Consider the following 23,784-nt stretch of genomic DNA (forward strand, 5'->3'; position numbering starts at 1 on the left):
CTTTTTTCGCAGTAATTATACTATAAGTCTTTAAGGCTTGTATATCCGGCCTTTTTGCATGAAAGCAAATTGTTCGTACACACTAAAATTCATCATGTATACTGTTACACAATGGTGTAAAAAGGAGGATTAGCATGGAATTACAGCTTGAACGAAAGCTCGTGTTGATTACAGGATCAACTTCAGGGATCGGAAAAGCCGCGGCAAAAAGCTTTTTAGCTGAAGGCGCCGAGGTGATTGTAAACGGAAGAAAAAAAGAAACCGTGGAACGGACGGTTGAGGAGCTTTCCGCTTACGGAACGGTTCACGGCATCGCCGCTGATTTATCGCGTCAGGATGAGGCGGATGACCTGATCAAGCGCGCCGGCGGAATCGGGGAAGTCGATATTCTCGTCAATAATCTCGGTTTTTTTGAAGTAAAGGACTTCGCTGAGGTGTCTGATGACGAATGGACTCGGTATTTTGAAGTGAATGTTATGAGCGCCGTGCGCCTGTGCCGGCGTTTTCTGCCGCAAATGCTTGAAAGAAACAGCGGACGGATTTTGAACATCTCCAGTGAAGCCGGTGTCAAACCGCTTGCGCAAATGATTCCGTATTCAATGACGAAAACGGCGTTAATCAGCTTGTCCCGGGGAATGGCGGAAATGACGAAAGGCACGAATGTCACGGTCAACTCCGTGCTGCCGGGGCCGACATGGACCGAAGGCGTCGCTTCTTACATGGAAGGAGCCGCAAAGGCTGCCGGAGAAGACACGGACAGCTTCGTCCGGGATTATTTTAAAGTGAATGAACCGACATCTTTGATTCAGCGCTATGCAACCCCGGAAGAAGTCGCCAATACGATTGTATTTCTCGCTTCATCAGCTGCTTCTGCCATTAACGGCACCGCACAGCGGGTTGAAGGCGGCATCATCCGCTCCATTTAACACAAAAAAGCCCGGCACAAGGGGAACTTCCCCATATGCCAGGGCTTTTTTTTACATCATGCCTGCAAACGGAACCGGCTCCCAGCCGCCCGTCTCAAGCTCTGCTGAAAACAGGCCGCCCGCATGCGGCTGCTCAAGTCTTTCGGCTTCCGTCAATTTTTCCGTCGCGGTCGTAATGTATAACGTGTTCAAATTGCTGCCTCCGAACGCGCAGCAGGTGACGTATTTCGCCGGAACTTCGATAGATGCAATTTCCTTATGCAAAAACGGATCAATCCGGACGGCGCGGCCGCCTCCGAACAAAGCCACCCACAGCATTCCGTCACGGTCAATGGTCATTCCGTCGGGAGATCCTTGCGACTCCGGAAAGCGGTAGACCGTTTTCGGATCTGATACGGCTCCGGTTTCAGGATCATATGCATAACAGACGATTTCCTGCGTCGGAGTATCAATATAGTACATCAGGTTTCGGTCCCGATCCCAATCCAAACCGTTCGAGGTGGAGACCTGGTCTTTTATTTTGGCAAGGCTGCCGTCCGTATTCAGACGGTACAGCGAAGCCTCCTCTTCTTTGCCTTCCATGCTCGTCGTTCCCGCCCATAATCTGCCGGACGGGTCGCATTTTGCGTCATTGAAACGGATATCTTCCCGCATGTCTTTCGGCTGCTTCATCTTCGTCAATGTGTCTTCCCGCAGATTGTACAGGTAAAACCCGTCTTTCATCGTCATCACCAGCTCTTCCTTTGAATACAAGGCCAGAGCCGTGACAAATGACTTGAATTTAACGGAACGGTTGATTCCGTCAGCCGGAGTGAAGATATGGAGCTGGCTGCCCAGTATATCCACCCAGTACAGGCATTCCTTATCCTTGTCCCATAAAGGGCCTTCTCCGATAACTGCTCTCGTATCTGCTCGTAATGCTGCTTCCATATGTGAACACCTCTTTTGCTTGTCAGTCTTCTATTGTTATTCCCGACAAAGCGGCGTCCAAACTCAATCTTTTTTAAAAAGAATCGTAATCACCGTTCCGGCGCTGATTCTGCTGTTGACATGGATGGTTCCGTTATGAAGGTGAACCAGCTCTTTGGCAATAGCGAGCCCGAGTCCCGTTCCTTCTGACGGCCCCTTCGTATTCGTTCCCCGGTAATAACGGTTAAACAGCTGGTGAATCGTTTCATCGTCCATTCCTCTTCCGTTATCTTTCACCTTCAGAATGAGCTGTTCGGCTGATTCCTCAAGCACCACCCGAATGGCGGTCCCCTTCTTATTATGCTTAACCGCGTTTGCCAGCAGATTCTCCAGAATACGGCGGAACCACGCTTCATCAATGGCGAAAAGAATGTCTTCCTTTTTGGTTTCAAAGGCGATGTCATAGCCTTCCGAGAACGTGTTTTTCGTGAAATCGTTCGTGACGTTTCTGATAAACGGCACGACGTTGATCAGCCGCCGTTCGATCGGGAGGGCCGCGTTTTTGAGGCGGTATGTTAAGTTTAAGTCCTCAATCAGCTTAGACATATATTCTGATTTTTCCCGGACGATCTGCCCCATTTCTTTGACTTCTTCCGGTGTCCAGTCGTATTGCTTCGATTCAAGCATCATGCTGTAGCCGTAAATCGTGCTCAGCGGGGTTTTTAAGTCATGGCTCAGCCCGGCGATCCATTCTTCCCTTGTCGCCTGGATTTTTTCTCTGTTTTTCTTATCCCGCTTCAGCGTGTCGGTCAGCTGATCCATCGATTCGAAAATCTCGGCGAAAAAGCGGAACGGCTGTTTTGTTTTGCCTTTTTTGTTTTTGCTGACCGGCTGTCCTTTGCGGTTCTTCGGCTCTTCAAGCCGGCCCTTTGATAAATTGACAAGCCATTTGATGGTATGAAACAGCGGCCAGCCGAAACGGAAAGAGTACCAGATGGTCAGGATGCAGATCATAAATACTAAGATTCCGATCAAGAGGAAGAGGGTTTTCATCACATTTCTCAAAAATGATTTGTTAAACTCGTGATCGGGGATGTACACGGGGTTCGGCACCGACGCGACCATCCATTTCGTTTTATCGAGTCTTTTAAAAGAAATTTCCCGTTTGTAATTCCACGGCTTGGAACTGTATTTCAGCAATTCAAGCTCATTGACGGTGTTCCGTTCTTTTTTCGTGCTGTTGATATCCCCGAGCAGTCTGCCGCTGTTTTCGAGAAGGTAGACCGCCCCTTTTTCCCGTTTAATATAATCAACCGTGCTTTTTTTATATTGAGAAAGGGAAGCGAGGGATGGCTCCTGTGATTCGATGTAAGTGAGAAGCTGCTCACTGGCGGATTTCCAGCCGAACAGAATCAAATAGGTCTCATCATTTATCGTGACCGTCCAGTAATTCAGCTTGTAGTTGTCAAAATTCCGGTACTGGTAAATGGATAAGAGGTCTTTTCTGCTGTAATGGCTCGGGACGTCTTTCGGCACTCTGTATGCGTAGTCCGTTTTTTCTTTGTCATTAATGATCTGCAGCCAGCCCTTCTGCTTTCTGACCGACATCTTTAAAAATTCATCGACATCCCATGTGCCGTCTTCGTTTTTATCAAGCCACGCTTCAAACGAGTCTGCCGTCGCTTTGGTCAGTCCCGCATTGGCTTCCGCTTCGCTGAAACGCCAATCCAAATAGAAGAAAGAAGCGACGGCCAAAACGGACATCAGCAGGATGACAAGCAGAAGCTGTCCGAAAAAGTGGAGCAGAAATTTTCCGCGCATTCTCATGAGCGGGTTCCTTTTTCTCCTTGATCGGGAATAAACCGATAGCCGAGGCCGCGCACCGTTACAATATAAGACGGATTGCTGGGGTCTTTTTCAATCTTTTCTCTGAGCTTGCGGATATGCACCATGACGGTGTTGTTATCGCCGTAAGACGGATATCCCCACACTTTTTCATAGATCTGATCTTTTGAGAGCACCACATCAGGGTGTTCACAGAAATATTGAAGCAATTGCAGAAGCTGTGCGGAGCAGCTGACGGGCTCGCCCCCGACGATCAGCTCGGCGTTTTGCGGCGAATAGGAAAAATGGCTGTATGAATACGTTTTTACCGCCGCTTTCTCTTCGCGCTTATAGGTTCTTTTTAACGTCGCTCTGATCCGCGCCGCCAATTCGAGCGGATTAAACGGCTTTGTTATATAATCGTCAGCTCCCAATGCAAATCCTGACAGCTTATCCGCATCAGAAGAACGGGCAGTCAGAAAAAAGATCGGAGCGTCGGTATAATTCCGGATTTCGGTGCATGCTTCAAAACCGGACATGCCTTCCATCATCACATCCAGCACGAGCAGATCCGCGGTTTCATGTTTAACAAACTCAATCGCTTCCTCAGCGCTTCCGGCTGTCTTAATGTTGTGATAGCCTTCTTTGACGAGAACGCGTTTGACCATATCAACGATCGCCTTCTCATCGTCTACAATTAAAATTGACGCATTTTCCACCTTGGACGTTCCTTTCTCTTTGTTTTTTTCATCATATCATTATATGGATAAGATTTGGTACCTTTTTAGTGCGGAGGTCTTGCGGGGAAACAGAAAAGAAAAACGAGACGGACATCTCTTCTCGTTTTTCCCACGTTGTCAGAGCGGAATATCCATCATTCCGCCGTTTTTGTCAGGAGCTTCCATTTATAAGATGAAGAATAAATTCCCAAAAACCCGGCACTTCCTGGCATAACAGCATGTCCGCTTTTTCAACTATTTTAATCTTCAATTCTTGTTCAAGGTCTTCTCTTTCCTGGTATGATGTATTGCTCAGTTTTTTTTTTATCATTGGCGAAAAACGTGAAATCAAAAGTTCCATTTCGTCGGTATCTGTGTTCTCTTTGTTGAAGTCAAATGGCCCGTTCACTGCTTATTTTCCCCCTTTTTTTGCTTGTCCAGCTGCTTTCTGAGATTGTCGAGCCCTTTTTTATGAATATTGGAAATGTTCTGCCGTGATTCACCCAGCGACTCGGCAATCTCTTTCATCGTCGCTCCGTGAAGATAAATATTCGTCAGCACGCTTTTTTGTTTATCGGTTAACGTCTGAAGCGCTTCGTATAAATCACGGTTTTGGACATGCTGGCTCAAATCTCCCTGCTTCCGCAGAAACTCTTCATACGCGTCTTTTCCCATTTCATAGGGAAGCGCTTCACCTCCCTCCGGCTGATCCACCGTCAGCGGATAGCGATTCTGATTTTTACGGATGCGCTTGTCAAAATCGATGGAGAAAATCCGGATCATAGAGTTCATATATTTGATGATCCGGATTTCCTTATAAAACTGTTTAAAATGGTCGTCCAATGATTTTGCATCCTTCTCGTCTGAATGTTCCAGCACATTTTTAAATTTCTCGTAATGCTTTGGGTCACTTAAAAAATGTTTAACGATCGGATGTTTCATAATTTCCTTGCATTTTGACCGTAAAAGAACTTGATAGTCCATAAAACCGCCCCCTATTTAAATTAAATGAAAGAAAGCAAAAAAAAGTAAACTACTCCTTTCCGACTAAGATTCCGCATTCCTTATGTCCCGGATTTGCCGGAACAAAAAAAAGACCCTCAACCGGGATATCAGGTTTACAGGAGCCGCTCTTTCTTTCACTTATATACATGACTGCAGGTCAAGTCAGGAGGTGGCTGACAATGGATCAGGTTTTTATAGAAGAAGCGGTCAGACAGATCGGCAATCTCGGCTTTCCGGCTCTGATTGCCATGTATCTTCTCACACGGTTTGAGAAGAAGTTTGACGCCCTGATCGAACTGATGACGGAACTGAAAGATCAGAAAATGAAAAATTAATTTTCACACGAAGTTGACTTTTCATCGGAACGCATCACTTAACAAAGCAGAAGGGAAAACGAAAGGCCTTTCACATTCTCTTTCTGAAAAAACAAAGCTTGAGAGGAGACGATTTACATGTCAAAAGAAAACAACTGCAATATCCCGCAGCCGATCAGAGGAGACAAAGGAGCGACCGTCACGATTCCGCGCAACCTCGAAAGAGACCGCCAAAATCCGGATATGCTGACGCCGCCGGAAACGGATCACGGCACAGTGGATAATATGAAATTCTCTTTCTCAGATGTGCATAACCGGCTGGAAAAGGGCGGGTACGCGCGTGAGGTAACCGTTCGCGAGCTGCCGATTTCTGAAAATCTGGCATCTGTCAACATGCGTTTAAAACCGGGCGCCATCCGTGAACTGCACTGGCATAAAGAAGCCGAATGGGCATATATGCTGACGGGCAAAGCGCGGGTCACGATCGTTGATGAACAGGGACGCAGTTTTATCGATGACGTGAAGGAAGGAGATCTGTGGTACTTCCCGTCAGGCCTGCCGCACTCCATTCAGGCGCTGAAAGAAGGCTGTGAATTCCTCTTGGTTTTTGATGACGGTTCCTTCTCAGAAAACAGCACATTCCAAGTGACTGACTGGCTTGCCCACACGCCGCTTGATGTCATCGCCAACAATTTCGGGGTTTCAGAAAAAGACCTCGCCGGCCTGCCTCGGAAAGAAAAATACATCTTTGAAGAGCCGGTTCCCGGGAAGCTGAAAGACGACATTGTGGAAGGCCCGAACGGCGAAGTGCCTTATCCGTTCACTTACCGCCTGCTCGATGAAGGTCCGACTGCTGAGACGGACGGCGGCAAAGTATATATCGCGGATTCCACAAACTTCAAAGTGTCCAAAACGATCGCTTCAGCGCTTGTCGTGGTCGAACCGGGCGCAATGAGAGAGCTGCACTGGCATCCGAATACGCATGAATGGCAGTATTATATTTCCGGTAAAGGGCGGATGACGGTTTTTGCATCGGACGGCCATGCAAGAACATTTAACTATCAGGCCGGGGATGTCGGTTACGTCCCGTTCGCAATGGGCCACTATGTGGAGAATTTGGGGGATGAGCCGCTCGTCTTCCTGGAAATCTTCAAGGATGACCACTATGCCGATGTGTCCCTGAACCAATGGCTTGCCATGCTTCCTGAGAAATTCGTCCAGCAGCATCTGGATCTGGGCAAAGACTTTACGGATATTCTTTCGAAAGAGAAACACCCTGTCGTCAAAAAGAAATGCTGAAGATACACACCCGACTTGCAGAGTTCCGTCTCTGCAAGTCTCCTCTGTGTGAAAAGGAGCTGAACAGATGATCAATCAAAACGGGACGAAAATGTTTTTTCTTCAGGTGCTCCGGTATGCCCTGGCAGCCGCTGCTGTATTATTCGGGTATTTCATCGTGATGATGGCCGTATTTTCATTAGCCGGGACGAGCTACGGATCGATGGCGTACGTCCTGCTTTTTTCCGTGCTTTTTATTCTTCTCGGTTTATGTTTTGAACCGCTTGAGCGGCTGATGATACATAGCTTTACCTTTTTTGGGACGGGCAGGCTGCCTTTTCTCCTTTTAGCCGGCACCGTTCAGCTGCTGTTCCTCTGGATGACTGCGTATACGACGGATAAACTGATTGAAAAGATTTGGCTGTCAACGACGGAGGAGCTGATTGTGGCAGGGGTTTTTTTCGTTTTGGATAAATGCGTCTCCGGACAAAAGCAGCCCCGGGCGCACTAAAAAACGCAGGCCGGAATGGCTCTGCGTTTTTTTTTCATCTTACCGTTGCGTTTTCATGCCGGATTAAATCGTAGGTTAAGCAGACCGGTTTGTTCGTGCGCGGATCTTTTACAATCTGTGCGTCAATTTGAAACACATCTTCCAATATACCGGGAGTCATGACTTCCTCCGCCGTTCCTTCCTTGATGACGCGCCCTTTTTTCAGGGCGATCATGTAATGGGAAAAACGGGCGGCATGGTTCAGATCGTGAATGACCATTAAAATGGTGCGGCCCTGCTCCTTGTTTAATTTGTCCAGCAGCTGCAAAATTTCAAGCTGATGGGCGAGATCTAAATAAGTGGTCGGTTCATCAAGAAGCAGCAGCTCCGTTTCTTGAGCGAGCGCCATGGCGATCCACACACGCTGCCGCTGCCCCCCGGAAAGCGCTTCGATCGGCCGGTCATAAAATTCGGCCATCCCCGTCTCTTCAAGCGCCCATTTGATCATGTCACGGTCTTTATCACTCAAGCGGCCCATTCCGGACTGATGCGGAAACCTGCCGTAAGAAACAAGTTCGTACACCGTCAGCCCGCTCGGCGCTTCAGGCGTCTGCGGAAGAATTGCCATTTCCTTGGCGATGTCCTTCGTGGATTTTTGCATGATCGCCTGTCCGTTTAAATAGACGGCGCCGGATTTCGGTTTCATGATTCTTGACATCGTTTTGAGAACCGTCGATTTTCCGCAGCCGTTCGGACCGATCAGCGTTGTAATTTTTCCTTTCGGGATGGCGATATCCAATTCTTTCGCTATCAAACGGTCGCCATAACCGACAGTAAGCTGTTCCGCCGATAATGAGTTCATCGCGGCAGTCTCCTTCCTCTATTTCGTTTTCATCAGCAAATATACAAAATACGGCGCTCCGAGCACGGAAATCACCAGGCCGACGGGAACTTCGGACGGTGCTAGCACATTTCTCGCCAGCGTATCGGCAAGCAGAAATAAAAATGCTCCGATCAAAGCTGAAACCGGGATAAGCGTCTGGTGGCGCGGCCCGGTAAGCCTTCTGGCCAAATGCGGCGCAATGAGTCCGAGAAAAGCGATTCCGCCGGCTGCCGCAACACATGACGCGGTCAGGGCAACGGCGGACAACAGCAGAACGCGCCGCTCCTTTTCAACCTTGGTGCCAAGCCCCGCCGCCAGCTGATCACCGAGCTGGAGCACATTTAAATACCTGGCTTTATAGAGGCTGAACGGTAAAAGAACCAGCAGCCACGGCAAAATGGACAGCACCATTTTCCAATTGGCGTTCCAAATCGAACCGGAAATCCATACAAGCGCCTGCATGAAATCCCGCGGGTCCATTTTCAGCTGAAAAATCAAGAGAAGCGCATTAAACCCCGCATTGACGCCGATCCCGACCAAAACGAGCCGGACAGGTGAAACGCCTTTTTTCCAAGCCAGCACATAGATGAGCAGCGCAGCCAGAAAAGCCCCCGCCAAAGCGCTCACCGGAAGCAGCCATGTACTGGCCATGCTTAGATCAACAGCTGACCCTTGGAAAAAGAAGATAAACAGAACGACCGCCAAAGACGCCCCGGCGTTAATACCGAGAATGCCCGGCTCCGCCAAGTCATTTTGAGACACGCTTTGAAAAATCGCGCCTGAAACCGCGATTCCTGCGCCGACAAGCAATGACAGCACCATGCGCGGCAGTCTGAATTCAAATAAAACGAGCTGATCCCGGGCATCCCCCTGTCCGAAAAAGACACGCATCGTATCAAGTGGCGCAATCCGGATCACACCCATGTTTAAGCTGATAAAAAAGACGATGCATATGAGCACAAACGTAACGGCCATGACCGCCAGCGGTTTTTTCGATTTTACATTCATTACAGCCCTCTCCTTTCCCTGCGCGCCAAATAAAAGAAAAAGGGAACGCCGATAAGGGCGGTTAAAGCGCCGACCGGTGTTTCAAACGGCGCATTGACGAGTCTTGCGGCAATATCACTGAAGACTAACAGAACGGCGCCGAATACCGCCGAACAGGGAATGATCCACCTGTAATCTACCCCGACTAAAAATCGGGTGATATGCGGAATCACCAAGCCGATAAAAGAAATGGCTCCGGCGACTGAGACTGAAGCCCCCGTCAAGAGGACAACGACAAACATTCCGATTACTTTCACAAGCGATGTGTACTGCCCGAGCCCTTTGGCCAGTTCCTCACCCAAGCTCAGCACCGTCACTGAGCGCGCAATCAGAAATGCCAGCAATAGTCCGATAACCCCGGCCGCCAACAGCAGCTGCACGCCTTCCCATTTGACGGAAGCGACTCCTCCGGCATACCAGAACTTCACATCCTGGGCGACATCAAAACGGATCGCAATCGCGCTTGAAAGCCCCGTTAAGAAATAGCCGACTGCCGTACCGGCCAGCGCGAGCTTCACCGGTGTCAGACCGCCTTTTGAAAACAGGCCGATGCCAAACACAATAAGCGCTCCGATTCCCGCTCCCGCAAAGGACCACAAAACAAGTCCCGCCGCAGACAGACCCGGAAAAAAAGCAAATGCCAATGCGATCGCAAATCCTGACCCCGACGTCACGCCCATAATGGAAGGCTCAGCAAGCGGGTTCCGCGTCAGCCCCTGCATAATCGCTCCGGACACAGCTAAAAAAGCCCCGACGAGCGCGGCGGCGGCGGTTCTCGGCAGCCTCAGATCGCGTATGATTTGATGAGATGTATTTTGCGGCTGAAAGTGAAAGAGAGCATCCCACACCGTCCGCAGATGAATATCGGCAGCTCCGATGGAAACAGACAGAGCCGCGCCGATCAATAAAACCGCAATACCGGCACACAGCAGCACAGCCGCTCTGAATGAACGCGCCGTCCACTGAATTTCACTCCCCGATGCCCCTTGAGCCGTCATTGTCTGTTTCTTTTTCAATAGACCCAACACTCGTTCTTCCTTTCTCAACACAAGAATGGTAATGATAATGATTATCAATGACTTGTTTCAGTATAGCACTTTTATCTTCTCTTTTAATAGACCTAATTTCATATAAAAAAAGAAAGTTTTTCTTAAAAAAGAGCGTGCTTCTCTATGAAAGCAGTGATATAATCACACTGATAATGATTCTCTTTATCACTAATTTTTATGAAAGAAGGAATGTCAGATGTTCCATACATACAAGAAAATCGGCGCAGCGCTGATTGCCATGCTGCTCATCGCCGCTTTGGCCGCATGCGGCAATTCTTCAGACACAAAAGGTTCTTCTGAAAAAGAAGAAACCATCACGTATAAAGCCGAAAACGGCAATATTAAAATTCCGAAGCACCCGAAACGGGTCGTCGTCATGGCTGACGGCTACTACGGCGACTTTAAACAGCTCGGCATCAATGTTGTCGGCGCGCCGCAAAACGTATTTAAAAACCCTTATTACAAAGGGAAAACAAAAGGTGTCACAAACATCGGCGACGGCACGTCCGTTGAAAAAATCATTGACTTAAAGCCGGATTTAATCGTTGTCTGGACGACACAAGGCGCCGATATTGAAAAACTGGAAAAAATCGCGCCGACAATCGCCATTAAATATGACAAGCTCAGCAACATTGATCAATTCAAAGAGTTTGCGAAAATGACAGGCACTGAAGATAAAGCAGACAAATGGCTGGCTGAATGGGATAAAAAAACCGCTGCCGCTAAAACAAAGGTTCAAAAAGCGGTCGGCTCAAAAACCATCTCCATCATGCAGACAAACGGAAAAGACATCTATGTATTCGGTAAAGACTTCGGCCGCGGCGGAAGCATCATTTATGACAAACTCGGGCTGAAGGCCACAAAACTGACGCAGGAAAAAGCCATTAATCAAGGGCCGGGCTACGCCAGCATTTCACTCGAGAAACTGCCTGACTTCGCGGGAGACTACATCTTTATGGGGCCATGGCAGGCCGGCGGTGACGACAAAGGCGTGCTTGACAGCTCAATCTGGAAGAACCTCGATGCCGTCAAACAAAACCATGTCTACCGCATTGATCCGATCGGCTTCTATTTCTCAGACCCGATCTCACTTGAAGGCCAGCTCGACTACATCACAAAAAGCTTAACGAAGTAACCCCGAAGCCGCTGTCACAGCGGCTTTTTATTACGCTTAAAACTTGACAAAAAAATCATTTATGCTATAATTTACATTTTTGGATCAACATGTATAATAAGATTCTCCCGGCCGGAGATTGATGAAAATAACGGAGGATCTTTATATGAAAGAAAACAAGGCGAGTATGACTTCCCTGCTGTCCTCTTTCGGAAGGGCGTACCACAGTAAATACGACACCCCGGTGATATTTGATGATTTTATGGCACAAGATCTGATTTCCGAAAAAGAGCATTCGGACATCCGCGATCATCTGATTCAAGGTATATCATTTTTCAGTAAAGACATGGCACAGAGGCTTCAAGGCCAACCGGATGACATCTTAAAATGGGTGACTCAAGTACAGCTGTCTCCTACACCGTTAGCCCGTGCCGCATATTGTGAAGAAGTGCTTTTGAATGAAGTGAAGCTCGGGGCCAAACAGTATGTTATCCTTGGCGCGGGGCTCGATACTTTCTGTTTCAGGCATCCTGAGATGACAAACGTCTTAGACATATTTGAAATTGATCATCCCGCTTCACAGGAAGACAAAATAAACAGATTGAAACATCTGAATCTCGACATTTCGCATTTTCTTCATTTTGTACCGATGGACTTCGCCGCTTCGCTTTCTTTCAGCCGTCTGTATCAGGAAGGTTTTTCACGCCAAAAAACCTTTTTCAGCCTGCTCGGTGTGTCATACTACCTTACGAAAGAGCATCTCGCACGCCTGCTCACACAATTATTTGCCGAAGTCCCGCCGGGAAGCTCTATCGTGTTTGATTATGCAGATGAGTCGCTCTTTGAAGAAAGAGGACTGTCAAACAGAGTGGAAAACATGGTGAAAATGGCTGCAGCAGGCGGAAAACCGATGTTATCGTGTTTCAGTTATAAAGAAATCGAAAAAATATTAGAATCATCAGGTCTGCTTATTTATGAACATGTATCTCCGGCGGACGTCAATGACCGTTTTTTCAGCGGACGCACTGACCATTTAACCGCATTTGAGACCATTCATTATATACACGCCGTCAAAAAGTAATCCGCTGCCGCAAACAAAAAAAGACATCTCACAGACGTGAGATGTCTTTTTGTCATACCGATGGTCTGTTGTTTGCAAATTTCTTTGAGACGAAAGGATATAACAGCAAACCGACGAAAAACAGCCCGATACCGAGAATAAAGGTCGTTAAATCGGCCGTTCCGGTAATAATGACGTAAAAAGAATAAATGCAGGCAAGGATGGCGATGATACCGTCTCTTACTCTTGAACCCTTTATCTCGTCATACGTTTCACCCGTAAAAATGAGCTTCAGGCTGTAAAACGCTGACACGAGATACGGAATCAGATAAGCGAGCGTCGCCGCCGTCGTTAAAAACGTAAACGCGTCACTGATCGTCCGGGAAATAACCGAAAAGATAAAGATCTGTGACATTACGTTCGTTACGATTAACGACACAACCGGGCTTCCCTGTTTATTCGTTTTTGCAAAAGCAGCGGGAAAGTCTCCTGATTTCGCCGCTTGATACGGAACTTCAGAACCGAGAAGAATCCAGCCGAGCATCGTTCCGAACAGACACAAAATTGCCAGAATCGCCATGATGACGCTTCCCGCGCCGCCGACGATCGCGTACAATACGTCAACAAACGGTTTTTCCGAGCCGACAAGCTTACCATGCGGAAGCACGCCCATCGTAATCAATGTCACGATGATATAGATGCCAAGCGCGATCAATAATCCGGTAATGGTGGCGCGTTTCACGTCGCGCTGCGAACGGGCGCGCCCGGATAAAATGACTGCCGATTCAATTCCGACGAACGCCCATAATGTTGAAATCGCCGCATTGTGGATCTGTCCGCCGATTCCCTCAACCGTGTGAGGACCTGTTTGAACAGGAAAATAAAAATGATCGAAAAACGACGTTTGAAATACAAACAAACCTGCAATGATAAAGAAGATAAATCCTAATACTTTTGAAAACGTCGTGACGAAATTTAATTTACTCGCACCGTTAATGCTGGTGACGAGGATCGTGTGAGTGCCCCATAATAAAACCGTACATACGGCAAACGTCAGCAGCTGGCCGAGCGTAACCGCCTGACCGCCGATCGAAAACATTTCACGCTTATCCGTTAAAATCGGGAAAAATGATGTTAAATATCCGGCAAGGCTCGTGATGATCGCCACGTTGCTGATCCAGCTCGCCACCCAGTAGCCCCACACCATCGTGAAGCCCGCAGCATTCCCTTTTTTCCGATCGCTGAACAGCGCACGCGCATAGCTTTGCGGCCCCGCCGTCAGCTCAGGCTTGCGGATGGATAAGTGGCCGAAGACCAGCGCGATCATTAACACACCGGCTCCCGTTAAAAGCCATGCCGATGTGGCGCCGAACGGGCTCGCGATTTTTGCGAGCGTACTCGGGAGCGAAAAGATGCCCGAGCCTACCATATTTCCTACGACAAACGCCGTTAATAACCAAAAACCCCATTTTTTCGTCTGTTCCATTCCTGTACCTCCTGGTTGTTCATTCGTACGGACCAGACCCCGAGACCATATTTACACGCAAAAAAAGCCTGAACAAAAGTCCATGCTTAAAGAAACACACACACCCTTGATCTCCGGATAGCCCTCCGCGAAAAAGCACGCGGCAGTCCTGCACTTATTCAGATACAGTCCCAGCATAAAGAAGGATCGGCTTTCTTTACACTTCGGCGCTGATGCCTTTAACACATGTTTTGCGGCCCCTTATCAGCCTGGCATGTGCGACTCATCATCAAGCGCAACCTCTACCTCACCGAGAAAGAGTGAGGATTTTTATCATTCAATTCTACTCAGAGGTTATCAGAGATAAAAAGATCTGTCAAAGGGAAATATTAGATGGAAAACGGATAGAGCGTTCGCCCTACCCGTCTTATATGGTCAGCGGTTGTTTTTTTTCTTTTGAACAGCTTCTTGAAGCGGATCGTCTTTCAGAGCTGCACTGGCGTCGTCAAGCGCGCCTTGAATGACGTTTTTGTTTTTATCGCTGTTTTTTCCTTTTTCTTTGTTAAAGAAAGCCATCTGTATCACCTCTTTATCAAATATAGGTACACCTATAATGTGTCTTTTTCCGCGGCAGAATATGCGGAATCCGCGTCTCCTTCCTTTTGGCGGAACAGGTAAAGTTTGTTGATCAAACATGCATTCTCTTGATATATTTGTAATTCAGGGGATTTTGGCAAAAATAAAAAGGAGAAGCGAAAAATGACAGGAAAAACACACATCATGGGAGGCATCGCTTCTTGTTCCGCAATTGCGTATTATTACGGGTATGATCCGGTCCTTATGACCTCAGCGGGTGCCCTCGGGGCGCTGATTCCCGACATATGCCATACGAAAAGCAAAATCGGCAGGACGCTGCCCGTTCTGTCCAAAGTCGTAAGCACGGTGTTCGGGCACAGAACGTTTACACACAGCCTGCTGTTTATGCTTATTATGTTTTTCATTACGGCAACCTATATTCCGAATCCGAGCATTTCCGCCGGACTGATGATCGGAATGGCAAGCCATCTTGTACTTGACGCATGGACCGTCAACGGCATTAAACTGCTGTTTCCGTCCGCCATCCGCTTCCGTCTTCCCCTTTATATGAGAACGGGGAGCTTTTCGGAGCAGCTTGTGCTGGCCGGCTTAACGATTGTATCCTGCTATTATTTATACGAACTGGTTCACGGCCGCATCTCTTAAACAAAAAGCGTCTTTTCGCTTTTAGGGTGAGGAGTCATACATATGAAGAAAACCTTTTTCAGCAATCATCGGTTTTTATGCCTGTCCATCCTGTTCATGTGGATGAAAACCTATGCCGTGTATAAGCTCGGTTTCGGTCTGCAGAACAATTCGGTTCTTGAGGAATGTCTGCTCCTTATTAATCCGCTGAGCTTCATTGTGCCGCTGTTCGGCATCGCCCTCTTGCTGACGGAAAAAAAACAGCGGATCTTTCTGCTTTCGGCAAATGTGATGCTGACGGGAATTTTAATCGCGAATACGGTGTTTTACGGGTTTTATATTGATTTTATCACCATACCGGTTTTGTTTCAGGCAAGCAATATGGGTGATATGGGAAGCAGCGTCCAAGAGCTGTTTCACCCGCTTTATATCGCTTTATTTTTGGATATTGCGATTTTGTTTTATCTTGGAAAAAGGCATAAAGCCGATAAAGGAAAAGCGGGCGCCCGTACCGTTAAAGCGTATGCGTGGGCATCAGCCGGCCTCATGCTGTGCAACCTTGCGCTGTCTGAGGCCGAGCAGCCGAAGCTGTTCAAGCACCCTTTTGATCGTGAAGCGCTCGTAAAAGGAATCGGCCTGTTCCACTTTCATTTGTATGACACCATTTCGCAGACGCTGAATGCAGGGGCTAAAGCGTTTGCCGATGAAGACAGCCTTGCGGCGGTCGCGAATTACACTCAAGCCGGCTACAGCAGGCCGTCCGATTCAAAATTCGGGCTTGCAAAGGGTCGCAATGTGATTTTTGTTACGCTCGAATCAACACAGCGTTTTGTAATGGATGAGCGGGTCAGCGGACGGGAGATTACCCCGTTTTTAAACAAACTGCGAAAAAAAAGTTATGACTTCACTCATTTTTATCAGCAGACTGAACAGGGAAAAACATCAGATTCAGAATTCATTACTGCGAATTCGCTGTATCCGTCTTCAAGCGGCGCCGTTTTTTTTACAAAAAGCGGCCACCGGTTCAATACGATGTACCATATGTTAAAAGATCATCAATACTATTCAGCCGTTCTGCATGCCAATCATAAAGCCTTTTGGAACCGGGATGAGATGTACGGGGCATTCGGAATCGACCGTTTTTTCGACGCGGATGAATTTAAGGTGACACAGGAAAATTCAACAGGCTGGGGCCTGAAGGATAAGGAGTTTCTCGAACAGTCAGCAGAAAAATTAAAGAAGCTTCCGCAGCCGTTTTACGCAAGCCTGCTGACTTTGACCAACCATTTCCCTTTTGAAATTGATCAACAGGATCGGCTCATTGAGGAACCGGACACAAGCAGCGAGTTATTAAACCGCTATGTGACGACGGTCCGCTATGAAGATGAGGCTCTGAAACACTTTTTCAAGAAGCTGAAAAAAGAAGGGCTGTATGACAACGCGATGATCGTCCTGATGGGAGATCATTACGGTATATCCGAAGCCCATAATCAAGGACTTGCCGAATTCTTAGGAAAAGAGGAAATCACTCCGTTTGATACGGTTCAGCTTCAGCGCGTGCCGTTTATCATTCATATTCCCGGGGTGACCGACCGTGCGCCGGAAACGATTGCTTCCGCCGCGGGACAGGTTGATGTAAGGCCGACGCTGCTTCACCTGCTCGGCATTGAAACGAAAGGCAGCATTCAGTTCGGCAATGATCTGTTTTCCGGAGAGCGGACTCCGTTTGCGGTGCTGAGAAACGGCAGCTTTATCACGGATGACCATATTTATACGAAAAATACGTGTTACAGCCGTAAAACGGGTGAACCGCTTTCTGACATGAGCGCGTGCAGCGATGAGAAAGAAAAAGCGGAACAAGAGCTGATGCTTTCCGATAAAATATTAAACGGCGACCTGCTGCGGTTTTATAAACAATAAAAAAATCCCTCCGTTATATGGAGGGATTTTTCATGTTTCATATATGAGCCGTCCTGTCATTTTCGTATCATATCCGGATAATTGAGAAAGCTGAGACTTGAATTCCTCAGAATTAAGAATGTCCCGCACGCTTTGAACAAGCTCCCGGTTTTGTTTTAAGACGACCACATCGTACTGCTCACTGATCACCGGGATAAAGTCCGTGCCTGCCATATGCGCCGCATGCAGCGACCCGACTCCGATATCCGCCTTTCCGCTTGATACTTGTGAAGCCGCTGACAGATGATCCGTGACAATGTCATGATATCCGGCGACATCAGACGGCGTGATGCCGAATGATCTGAGCTGTTCATCCAGCAGCACCCTCGCGCCTGATCCTTTTTCGCGATTGACGATGCGGACATCCTTTCGGCTCATGTCCTGAAAGCCCTGAATGTTCAGCGGATTGCCCTTTTTCACATATAATCCGGCCTGCCGCAGCACGACATGAAAAAGCGCAAACGGCTCCCCTGAAAGAATGCGCTTCACATACGGGATGTTATACTGCCCCGTCTCCCCATCGTATAAATGCAGACTGACGATGTCACAGGCCCCGCGGTACATCTCGATCAGGCTGTTCAAACTGCCGCTGTACTTGCGGAGCGGAGCCGCCTGTATTGTTTGTTCCAGCTGTTTGCTGAGGAGGTCCATCGACACATCCTGCCCGCTGATGATAACAGACTGCCTTTTTTCCGGCTCCCGCCCGCGTGACGGGTCAGGCGCTTCTGCTGCGGATGGCTTTTTTGACATTCTCATGTTTGCTTTATATTGTTTTAAGTCCTCTTCATCGACCCTCATCTGTCTTCCGACCCTGTACGCCGGAATGAGTCCTTTTTTTATCAAATCATATACTGTCAGTTTGGAGACCTTCAAAAGGCCCGCAACTTCTTCTATTGTATAGGAAGTGGCTTCTGTCATATTATCACGCTCCGTTTTTATTATAACTGTTCAGATATTGAAAAAAAACCGCACCATCACGTACAATTGCGTTATAATTAGTTTGATCTAATGATATTTAGCTATAAGGGGTGCACAATGTTGAAAAAGAAAGCGACACTACTCACAACTGCGGCTATGGCCGTTTTCCTCGCAACTGCGGGCTGCTCTTCCGGACAATCGTCCAAAGGCGGACAAAACGAAAACGTCACGCTGACCGTTTCTGCAGCAGCCAGCGCTCAGGATGCACTTGAAGAAATCCAGACCAACTACGAAAAATCACATTCAAACGTAACCATTCAAGACAACTTCGGATCATCAGGCACATTGCAAAAACAAATTTCACAAGGTGCGGGAGCTGATTTATTCTTCTCGGCAGCCGAAGATAAATTCGAAAAGCTCGTTCATGACGGAGATATCGACAAAAAGGACAGCACGGATCTTTTGAAAAATGATCTCGTCATGATCGTGCCTGAGAAAAACAGCGCACACCTGACACATCTGAATGACCTGAAAAAAGACAGCACGGAAAAAATCGCGCTCGGCACGCCTGAATCCGTTCCGGCCGGACAATACGCCAAACAGTCATTGACGGCATTATCCCTGTGGGACAAGGTAAAAGATAAAGCCGTCTATGCAAAAGACGTCCGCCAGGTGCTTTCTTATGTTGAAACCGGAAATGTCGATGCCGGGCTTGTCTATAAAACAGACGCGCTGATTTCGAAAAAAGTGAAAATCACCGATGAAGCGCCGGCGAAAACGCACGATCCGATCGTGTATCCTGTCGGTATCGTTAAGGATACAAAGCACCGTAAAGAAGCAGAAGCGTTTTATCAGTATCTGCAGTCAGATGAAGCGATGAAAGTGTTTAAGAAATATGGATTTACTGCCAAGTAACATTACGGCTTCGGAGTTTTTCACTCCCGTCGTACTGTCGTTTGAGGTGGCTTTGGCATCGGGCATCGCCGTCATCATTCTCGGAACGCTTGCCGGCGCCTGGATGGCGAAAGCGCGATTTCCCGGAAAAACGGCTGTGGAGACCCTGTTTATGCTCCCGCTCGTTCTTCCGCCTACCGTTGTCGGCTTCATTCTCATTATCATTTTCGGGAAACACAGCTTTATCGGCCGGGCGATTGAGCGGATTTTTCACCAGCCCGTCATTTTCACGTGGTCGGCCGCGGTGATCGCTTCGGCCATTGTCGCCTTCCCGCTTATGTATCAGTCCGCTAAAACCGGCTTCGCCGCGGTTGATGCTGACATCGAGGGAGCGGCGAAAGTAGACGGAGCCGGCAGGTGGCAGGTGTTCACCCGTATTTCCGTCCCGCTTGCCTTTCCCTCCCTCTTGACCGGAAGCATTCTCAGTATTGCAAGGGCGCTAGGTGAATTCGGGGCGACTTTAATGTTTGCGGGAAATATTCCCGGCGTCACCCAAACGCTGCCAACGGCGATTTACGTCGCGATGGACTCCGGCAATGAAACACTCGCCTGGGTGTGGGTGATCTGTATTGTGATCATTTCTTTTCTGATGCTGTTTTTCATCCAATTGAAAAAGCCCGCTTGACCGATCTGCCTTCCGCGCACCTTTCGCCGGGAGGCTTTTTGATTTAAAATCGGATGGTATATAATGAAACAAAAACACACAAAGGGTGCGGCTATGAAGATTAATGTCATTATCGCGGATGATAATTCTTTCATCAGAGAAGGAATGAAAATCATTTTGCATACATATGAGGAATTTACTGTATCGGCAACGTTGGAAAACGGACTCGAGGCGGCAGAGTATTGTAAGCACAACCCCGTCGATATCGCCTTGCTGGACGTCCGCATGCCGGTGATGAACGGCGTCGAAGCCGCAAAACGGATCGCTGAGGAAACGGATACGAAGCCGATGATCCTGACGACATTTGACGACGATGAGTATATTTTAGAAGCAGTTAAAAACGGCGCGAAAGGATATTTATTAAAAAACACCGAACCGGAACGGATCCGCGATGCGATCAAAAGCGTTTTCAACGGGCACAGCATTCTTCAGGACACCGTGCTGGACAAAATAAAAGACAGCCTTTTCCGGCCGGCGGAAGCCGCGCATCAGATTGATGAAAGCCAGTTTACTGAAAGAGAGCTCAGCATCATGTCGCTTATTGCGAAAGGACTGTCGAACAGGGAAATTTCAAAACAGCTTTTCATTTCTGAAGGGACGACGGCCAATTATATTTCATCTATTTTAGGGAAAACGGGGCTTGAGCACAGAACGCAGATTGCCATTTTTTATATCACCGGGAAGGTGGATAACGGGCGTTGAACGGTATGGATTTTTGGATGCTGATGAGCAGACTGATCGCCATTTTTTATACGGCTTTTTTGTTCGTATCGGCAGACCGCCCTTACACGCCGTACGCCGTCTTGTTTCTGCTGCTTTATCTGTCTTTGGGCATCGCGGTCTGCATGATCAGGCCGCCCGCTTGGAGGCGCGGGATCACCCTCATGACGCTGGCATTGACCGCTTGGCTTTCCGCCTTAGGCCATCCGGCGTTTCTGTTTCTTTTGCCGCCCGCCATTTTTGCGGTTCTTGCCGAATATCCGGTTCACCGCTATGTGTTCTGCCTGCTCGTGTTTTTGCCGTTTTTATTTATCCCGTACGGCGACCTTCCGACTTATATCGTCATAACCTTGTTCTGTCTGGCGATTTTCGTTTTGGCCGCCCGGTCCGGCAATCGGCTGAAGAAATATGAAGAACAGTCGGACAGCATGCGCTCAAGCATTGAAAAACTGACGAAACAGCTGCACAGCAGCACAGAATATATCAAACAATCGGAGTACACCGGCAAACTCGAGGAAAGAAACAGATTGTCCCAAGCCATCCATGACAAAATCGGCCATTCCATGACCGGCGCGCTCATTCAGATGGAAGCGGCGAAGCGGATGCTCGGCTCCCATCCGGACAAAGCGGCTGAACTGCTCCAAAACGCCATTACCATTTCCAAAGAGGGCATAGAGGATATCCGCATAACGCTGAAAAATATGAAACCGCCCGCTGAACAAATGGGCATTCACAGATTAAGAACGTTTATTGATGAATTTTCGGCCAAAAACGGGATGCCGGTTCCGTTTACGCATCAAGGCGATTTGGACAGGCTGACGCAAATGCATTGGAGAGTCATTCAGGAAAACGTAACCGAAGCTTTAACCAATGCGATGAAATACGCCGATGCCACGCAGATTTTCATTGATATCCATGTGCTGAATAAAGCCGTGAAAGCGGAAGTGAAAGATAACGGAAACGGCGCTGTCCGCTTTAAAAAAGGCCTCGGCATGCTCGGTATGGAAGAACGGGCGGCCGTCCTGCACGGAACCGTTATTTTTGACGGCACGGCCGGTTTTTCCGTCACGACATTGCTTCCGGTTGAATAAGTGAATGTTTTCATGTGAAAAATATGAAGATTCTCATGTCAAAGGAATGAACAGCTGCACTAACGGCCGTTCATTCTTTTTTTTATAATAAGAGCATCATAAGACATAGAGGTGGAAACATGAACATTTTGGAGCTCAAACAGCTGAGTAAGAAATTCGGTGATTATGCCGCCGTTGACCAGATGTCGCTTGCCGTAAAAGAAGGTGAGATTTTCGGGTTTCTCGGCGCAAACGGAGCCGGAAAAAGCACGACGATCAATATGATCTCAGGTCTTTTAAAACCTTCAGGCGGAGACATTCTGTTTCTCGGAAAAGATATTTTCAAATATAGCAAAGCAACGAAAATGAATATCGGCATCGTCCCTCAGGACCTCGCGATTTACGAGGAATTAAACGCCTATGAAAATGTGAAGTTCTTCGCAGGTCTGTACGGCCTGAGAGGGGCGGCTCTGAAAGAACGGGTCGAGGAAGCCCTGACATTCGTCGGCTTGAGCGATAAACACAAATATTTGCCGAAGCATTTTTCCGGGGGAATGAAACGCCGGCTTAATATCGCCTGCGCCCTTGCCCACCGGCCGAAACTGATCATCATGGATGAACCGACGGTCGGCATTGATCCGCAATCAAGAAATTATATTCTGCAATCAGTGAAAAAGCTCAATGAAATGGGCTGCACGATCATTTACACGAGCCACTACATGGAGGAAGTGGAAGAAATATGCACGCGCATCGCCATCATCGACCACGGAAAAGTCATCGCAGAAGGCACAAAAGAACAGCTGACTTCCATCATTACCGACACGAAGGACGTCGTGATTGAGCTGTCATCCGGAAACGGCATCAGCCTCGGCGATATTCAGGAGCTGCCCGGCGTCAGAGCCGCCGCACTGGAAGAAAACAGCGTGAAAATCAGCTCTGACACAGGGGTCAACAATTTAAACCGCCTGATCCGGTACTTCATGGACAAAGGCATTGAAATCCGCTCCTTGCAGGAACAGGCACCTGACTTAGAAACGGTATTTCTCACGCTGACAGGCAGAAGCCTGCGCGACTGACCCTATTGAAAGGAGGATTGCAAATGAATATTCTGCACATCGCCGGGAAAGAAATCAAAATCAGTTTCCGCGACAGACGGACTTTTATTTTCATGCTTGCTTTTCCGATCGTCTTCATGCTGATTTTTACCGCGACATTATCAAACGCCTTTGATTCAGAGGTGACGGTCGGGAACATCAAGGTCGTATATACGGATCAATCAAACGGCACACTTTCTCATTACTTTACTGAGTTTATGAAAAACGCCAAAAAAGAGCATGTCTATTTTCAAAAAGCGGACACGGAGGCAAAAGGCAAAAACGAGGTTCGTGAAAATCAGGCGGATGCTTTCGTCACTGTAAAAAACACCGGTTTTCAAGTCTATACAAATGACCGGAGCGGCATCAACGGCACGATCGTCCAAGGCATGCTGACCGCTTTTACCAATCAATACAAAGCAGGCGCCGCCGCTTACAAGGCGCATAAGCCACCTTCCGCCGGACAAATCAAAAGCGATTATATGAAGCAGACGTCTTTACACAAAGCAAAAGAACCGAAGGCGAAAGATTTTTACGCGATATCCATGACGACGATGATCGGGCTGTACGCCTCGATTTTTGCAAGCTCCTTATTCCGCGGGGAAAGAATACGGCACACCGCGGATCGCCTGATCGCCGCCCCGCTCCGGAAAAGCGATATCTTTCTTGGAAAGATGCTCGGCATTTTGGCTGTGAATGTTCTGACGATTCTTGCCGTTGTCGCCTTCAGCAAATTTATCTTGAAAGCGAACTGGGGCAGCCACATGGGACTTGTGCTGTTGATTCTCGTTTCTGAAATTCTTTTGGCCGTCAGCTTCGGGCTCAGCCTGAGCTATTTGACCAGAAAACCCGAAAGCGCCAGATTAATCACCGTCATCATCGTGCAGGTGATGTCCATTATCGGCGGCGCCTATTACAAATATGAAGGAGGGGGGATTTCCGCCCTGTCGCCCTTATCCTGGATCAATAAGGCGATTAACAACATCATTTACGCAAATGATGTATCAGCGGCATGGCCTGCACTCGGTTTAAATACAGCATTGGCGGCACTCTTTTTGCTGATCGCCGCATTTACGTTTCAAAGACGGGAGGGACTGTAAT

25 protein-coding genes and 1 riboswitch are annotated in these 23,784 nt (G+C 48.0%); of the genes, 14 read left to right on the top strand and 11 right to left on the bottom strand.

Going from position 1 to position 23,784, the window contains the following annotated elements:
* Positions 1-134: 134 nt before the first annotated feature.
* The gene (locus HAP68_RS15430; protein WP_003151783.1) at positions 135-926 is read left to right on the top strand and encodes an SDR family NAD(P)-dependent oxidoreductase; all 792 of its coding nucleotides are present in this window, start codon (positions 135-137) and stop codon (positions 924-926) included.
* 51 nt (positions 927-977) lie between these two features.
* Here the strand turns inward: HAP68_RS15430 and HAP68_RS15435 are convergent, their stop codons facing one another.
* The 5 genes from HAP68_RS15435 to HAP68_RS15455 form a co-directional block, all read right to left on the bottom strand.
* Positions 978-1,856, bottom strand: a complete 879-nt coding sequence (locus HAP68_RS15435) for an SMP-30/gluconolactonase/LRE family protein (protein ID WP_014305793.1) — start codon at positions 1,854-1,856, stop codon at positions 978-980.
* A 63-nt stretch (positions 1,857-1,919) separates the two neighbouring features.
* Positions 1,920-3,662, bottom strand: coding sequence for a HAMP domain-containing sensor histidine kinase (locus HAP68_RS15440; RefSeq protein WP_003151781.1), 1,743 nt, complete (start codon positions 3,660-3,662; stop codon positions 1,920-1,922).
* Positions 3,659-4,378: a response regulator transcription factor gene (locus HAP68_RS15445; RefSeq protein ID WP_024085784.1), complete on the bottom strand. Its 720-nt coding sequence runs from the start codon at positions 4,376-4,378 to the stop codon at positions 3,659-3,661. The genes HAP68_RS15440 and HAP68_RS15445 overlap by 4 nt, the downstream gene beginning before the upstream one ends.
* A 172-nt stretch (positions 4,379-4,550) precedes the next feature.
* A complete protein-coding gene (gene rsoA, locus HAP68_RS15450; RefSeq protein WP_015387728.1) occupies positions 4,551-4,787 on the bottom strand; it encodes a sigma-O factor regulator RsoA in 237 nt (78 codons plus the stop codon).
* Positions 4,784-5,320, bottom strand: a complete 537-nt coding sequence (locus tag HAP68_RS15455) for a sigma-70 family RNA polymerase sigma factor (protein ID WP_088005512.1) — start codon at positions 5,318-5,320, stop codon at positions 4,784-4,786. Before HAP68_RS15455 ends, rsoA begins: the two co-directional genes overlap by 4 nt.
* Before the next feature lie 242 nt (positions 5,321-5,562).
* Between HAP68_RS15455 and HAP68_RS15460 the strand changes: the two genes are divergently transcribed.
* From HAP68_RS15460 to HAP68_RS15470, 3 genes are all read left to right on the top strand, one after another.
* Complete coding sequence (locus HAP68_RS15460) at positions 5,563-5,718, top strand: YvrJ family protein (protein WP_012118419.1); 156 nt, start codon at positions 5,563-5,565, stop codon at positions 5,716-5,718.
* A gap of 117 nt (positions 5,719-5,835) precedes the next feature.
* Entirely contained in the window at positions 5,836-6,996 is a 1,161-nt protein-coding gene (locus tag HAP68_RS15465) for an oxalate decarboxylase family bicupin (RefSeq protein WP_003151773.1), read from the top strand.
* 67 nt (positions 6,997-7,063) lie between these two features.
* Positions 7,064-7,486: a regulatory YrvL family protein gene (locus tag HAP68_RS15470; RefSeq protein ID WP_003151772.1), complete on the top strand. Its 423-nt coding sequence runs from the start codon at positions 7,064-7,066 to the stop codon at positions 7,484-7,486.
* A gap of 34 nt (positions 7,487-7,520) precedes the next feature.
* On the opposite strand, the gene HAP68_RS15475 is transcribed toward HAP68_RS15470, so the two are convergent.
* The 3 genes from HAP68_RS15475 to HAP68_RS15485 are packed head-to-tail and all read right to left on the bottom strand — an operon-like array spanning position 7,521 to position 10,393.
* On the bottom strand, positions 7,521-8,327 hold the full coding sequence (locus HAP68_RS15475; RefSeq protein ID WP_003151771.1) for an ABC transporter ATP-binding protein: 807 nt from the start codon (positions 8,325-8,327) through the stop codon (positions 7,521-7,523).
* Positions 8,328-8,345: 18 nt separating this feature from the next.
* Positions 8,346-9,356 (bottom strand): FecCD family ABC transporter permease, encoded by a 1,011-nt coding sequence (locus HAP68_RS15480; RefSeq protein WP_024085785.1) that lies wholly within the window; start codon positions 9,354-9,356, stop codon positions 8,346-8,348.
* Positions 9,356-10,393, bottom strand: coding sequence for a FecCD family ABC transporter permease (locus HAP68_RS15485; protein WP_172401312.1), 1,038 nt, complete (start codon positions 10,391-10,393; stop codon positions 9,356-9,358). The genes HAP68_RS15480 and HAP68_RS15485 overlap by 1 nt, the downstream gene beginning before the upstream one ends.
* 247 nt (positions 10,394-10,640) lie before the next feature.
* Between HAP68_RS15485 and HAP68_RS15490 the strand changes: the two genes are divergently transcribed.
* Positions 10,641-11,579, top strand: coding sequence for an iron-hydroxamate ABC transporter substrate-binding protein (locus HAP68_RS15490; RefSeq protein ID WP_012118425.1), 939 nt, complete (start codon positions 10,641-10,643; stop codon positions 11,577-11,579).
* A gap of 145 nt (positions 11,580-11,724) precedes the next feature.
* Positions 11,725-12,639, top strand: a complete 915-nt coding sequence (locus tag HAP68_RS15495; RefSeq protein ID WP_024085786.1) for a class I SAM-dependent methyltransferase — start codon at positions 11,725-11,727, stop codon at positions 12,637-12,639.
* A gap of 52 nt (positions 12,640-12,691) precedes the next feature.
* On the opposite strand, the gene HAP68_RS15500 is transcribed toward HAP68_RS15495, so the two are convergent.
* Complete coding sequence (locus HAP68_RS15500; protein WP_192580581.1) at positions 12,692-14,104, bottom strand: amino acid permease; 1,413 nt, start codon at positions 14,102-14,104, stop codon at positions 12,692-12,694.
* Between the two features lie 110 nt (positions 14,105-14,214).
* Positions 14,215-14,396: riboswitch (Lysine riboswitch) on the bottom strand.
* A gap of 122 nt (positions 14,397-14,518) precedes the next feature.
* Entirely contained in the window at positions 14,519-14,659 is a 141-nt protein-coding gene (gene sspJ / locus HAP68_RS15505; RefSeq protein WP_003151760.1) for a small acid-soluble spore protein SspJ, read from the bottom strand.
* Positions 14,660-14,842: 183 nt separating this feature from the next.
* Here sspJ and HAP68_RS15510 point away from each other — a divergent pair, with 183 nt between their 5' ends.
* Positions 14,843-15,325 carry a metal-dependent hydrolase gene (locus tag HAP68_RS15510; protein WP_024085787.1) on the top strand — a complete coding sequence of 161 codons (483 nt, stop codon included), beginning with the start codon at positions 14,843-14,845 and terminating at the stop codon, positions 15,323-15,325.
* 42 nt (positions 15,326-15,367) lie between these two features.
* Positions 15,368-17,224, top strand: coding sequence for an LTA synthase family protein (locus tag HAP68_RS15515; RefSeq protein ID WP_024085788.1), 1,857 nt, complete (start codon positions 15,368-15,370; stop codon positions 17,222-17,224).
* Positions 17,225-17,254: 30 nt separating this feature from the next.
* Here HAP68_RS15515 and HAP68_RS15520 read toward each other — a convergent pair whose 3' ends face one another.
* Positions 17,255-18,181, bottom strand: a complete 927-nt coding sequence (locus HAP68_RS15520) for a substrate-binding domain-containing protein (RefSeq protein ID WP_015387723.1) — start codon at positions 18,179-18,181, stop codon at positions 17,255-17,257.
* Between the two features lie 117 nt (positions 18,182-18,298).
* Between HAP68_RS15520 and modA the strand changes: the two genes are divergently transcribed.
* The 6 genes from modA to HAP68_RS15550 all read left to right on the top strand — a co-directional run bounded on the left by modA (position 18,299) and on the right by HAP68_RS15550 (position 23,783).
* Positions 18,299-19,096 (top strand): molybdate ABC transporter substrate-binding protein, encoded by a 798-nt coding sequence (modA, locus tag HAP68_RS15525; RefSeq protein ID WP_014305803.1) that lies wholly within the window; start codon positions 18,299-18,301, stop codon positions 19,094-19,096.
* The gene (gene modB / locus HAP68_RS15530) at positions 19,077-19,760 is read left to right on the top strand and encodes a molybdate ABC transporter permease subunit (protein ID WP_014305804.1); all 684 of its coding nucleotides are present in this window, start codon (positions 19,077-19,079) and stop codon (positions 19,758-19,760) included. The genes modA and modB overlap by 20 nt, the downstream gene beginning before the upstream one ends.
* Positions 19,761-19,853: 93 nt before the next feature.
* Entirely contained in the window at positions 19,854-20,501 is a 648-nt protein-coding gene (locus HAP68_RS15535) for a response regulator transcription factor (RefSeq protein WP_024085789.1), read from the top strand.
* A 5-nt stretch (positions 20,502-20,506) separates the two neighbouring features.
* The gene (locus HAP68_RS15540) at positions 20,507-21,610 is read left to right on the top strand and encodes a sensor histidine kinase (RefSeq protein ID WP_024085790.1); all 1,104 of its coding nucleotides are present in this window, start codon (positions 20,507-20,509) and stop codon (positions 21,608-21,610) included.
* Between the two features lie 119 nt (positions 21,611-21,729).
* On the top strand, positions 21,730-22,665 hold the full coding sequence (locus tag HAP68_RS15545) for an ABC transporter ATP-binding protein (protein ID WP_015240573.1): 936 nt from the start codon (positions 21,730-21,732) through the stop codon (positions 22,663-22,665).
* A gap of 23 nt (positions 22,666-22,688) precedes the next feature.
* A complete protein-coding gene (locus HAP68_RS15550) occupies positions 22,689-23,783 on the top strand; it encodes an ABC transporter permease (protein WP_024085791.1) in 1,095 nt (364 codons plus the stop codon).
* The last annotated feature ends 1 nt before the right edge of the window (position 23,784 follow it).

The sequence above is a fragment of the Bacillus sp. Bvel1 genome (genome assembly GCF_014872755.1).
In the GTDB taxonomy this organism is placed as follows: Bacteria; Bacillota; Bacilli; order Bacillales; family Bacillaceae; genus Bacillus; species Bacillus velezensis.

What these genes read in the sequence shown, in the direction of transcription:
- HAP68_RS15430 (WP_003151783.1), top strand. Translation starts at nt 135, where the DNA reads ATGGAATTACAGCTTGAACGAAAGCTCGTGTTGATTACAGGATCAACT.
- HAP68_RS15435 (WP_014305793.1), bottom strand. Translation starts at nt 1,856, where the DNA reads ATGGAAGCAGCATTACGAGCAGATACGAGAGCAGTTATCGGAGAAGGC.
- HAP68_RS15440 (WP_003151781.1), bottom strand. Translation starts at nt 3,662, where the DNA reads ATGAGAATGCGCGGAAAATTTCTGCTCCACTTTTTCGGACAGCTTCTG.
- HAP68_RS15455 (WP_088005512.1), bottom strand. Translation starts at nt 5,320, where the DNA reads ATGAAACATCCGATCGTTAAACATTTTTTAAGTGACCCAAAGCATTAC.
- HAP68_RS15460 (WP_012118419.1), top strand. Translation starts at nt 5,563, where the DNA reads ATGGATCAGGTTTTTATAGAAGAAGCGGTCAGACAGATCGGCAATCTC.
- HAP68_RS15465 (WP_003151773.1), top strand. Translation starts at nt 5,836, where the DNA reads ATGTCAAAAGAAAACAACTGCAATATCCCGCAGCCGATCAGAGGAGAC.
- HAP68_RS15470 (WP_003151772.1), top strand. Translation starts at nt 7,064, where the DNA reads ATGATCAATCAAAACGGGACGAAAATGTTTTTTCTTCAGGTGCTCCGG.
- HAP68_RS15475 (WP_003151771.1), bottom strand. Translation starts at nt 8,327, where the DNA reads ATGAACTCATTATCGGCGGAACAGCTTACTGTCGGTTATGGCGACCGT.
- HAP68_RS15480 (WP_024085785.1), bottom strand. Translation starts at nt 9,356, where the DNA reads ATGAATGTAAAATCGAAAAAACCGCTGGCGGTCATGGCCGTTACGTTT.
- HAP68_RS15485 (WP_172401312.1), bottom strand. Translation starts at nt 10,393, where the DNA reads ATGACGGCTCAAGGGGCATCGGGGAGTGAAATTCAGTGGACGGCGCGT.
- HAP68_RS15490 (WP_012118425.1), top strand. Translation starts at nt 10,641, where the DNA reads ATGTTCCATACATACAAGAAAATCGGCGCAGCGCTGATTGCCATGCTG.
- HAP68_RS15495 (WP_024085786.1), top strand. Translation starts at nt 11,725, where the DNA reads ATGAAAGAAAACAAGGCGAGTATGACTTCCCTGCTGTCCTCTTTCGGA.
- HAP68_RS15500 (WP_192580581.1), bottom strand. Translation starts at nt 14,104, where the DNA reads ATGGAACAGACGAAAAAATGGGGTTTTTGGTTATTAACGGCGTTTGTC.
- sspJ (WP_003151760.1), bottom strand. Translation starts at nt 14,659, where the DNA reads ATGGCTTTCTTTAACAAAGAAAAAGGAAAAAACAGCGATAAAAACAAA.
- HAP68_RS15510 (WP_024085787.1), top strand. Translation starts at nt 14,843, where the DNA reads ATGACAGGAAAAACACACATCATGGGAGGCATCGCTTCTTGTTCCGCA.
- HAP68_RS15515 (WP_024085788.1), top strand. Translation starts at nt 15,368, where the DNA reads ATGAAGAAAACCTTTTTCAGCAATCATCGGTTTTTATGCCTGTCCATC.
- HAP68_RS15520 (WP_015387723.1), bottom strand. Translation starts at nt 18,181, where the DNA reads ATGACAGAAGCCACTTCCTATACAATAGAAGAAGTTGCGGGCCTTTTG.
- modA (WP_014305803.1), top strand. Translation starts at nt 18,299, where the DNA reads ATGTTGAAAAAGAAAGCGACACTACTCACAACTGCGGCTATGGCCGTT.
- modB (WP_014305804.1), top strand. Translation starts at nt 19,077, where the DNA reads ATGGATTTACTGCCAAGTAACATTACGGCTTCGGAGTTTTTCACTCCC.
- HAP68_RS15535 (WP_024085789.1), top strand. Translation starts at nt 19,854, where the DNA reads ATGAAGATTAATGTCATTATCGCGGATGATAATTCTTTCATCAGAGAA.
- HAP68_RS15540 (WP_024085790.1), top strand. Translation starts at nt 20,507, where the DNA reads ATGGATTTTTGGATGCTGATGAGCAGACTGATCGCCATTTTTTATACG.
- HAP68_RS15545 (WP_015240573.1), top strand. Translation starts at nt 21,730, where the DNA reads ATGAACATTTTGGAGCTCAAACAGCTGAGTAAGAAATTCGGTGATTAT.
- HAP68_RS15550 (WP_024085791.1), top strand. Translation starts at nt 22,689, where the DNA reads ATGAATATTCTGCACATCGCCGGGAAAGAAATCAAAATCAGTTTCCGC.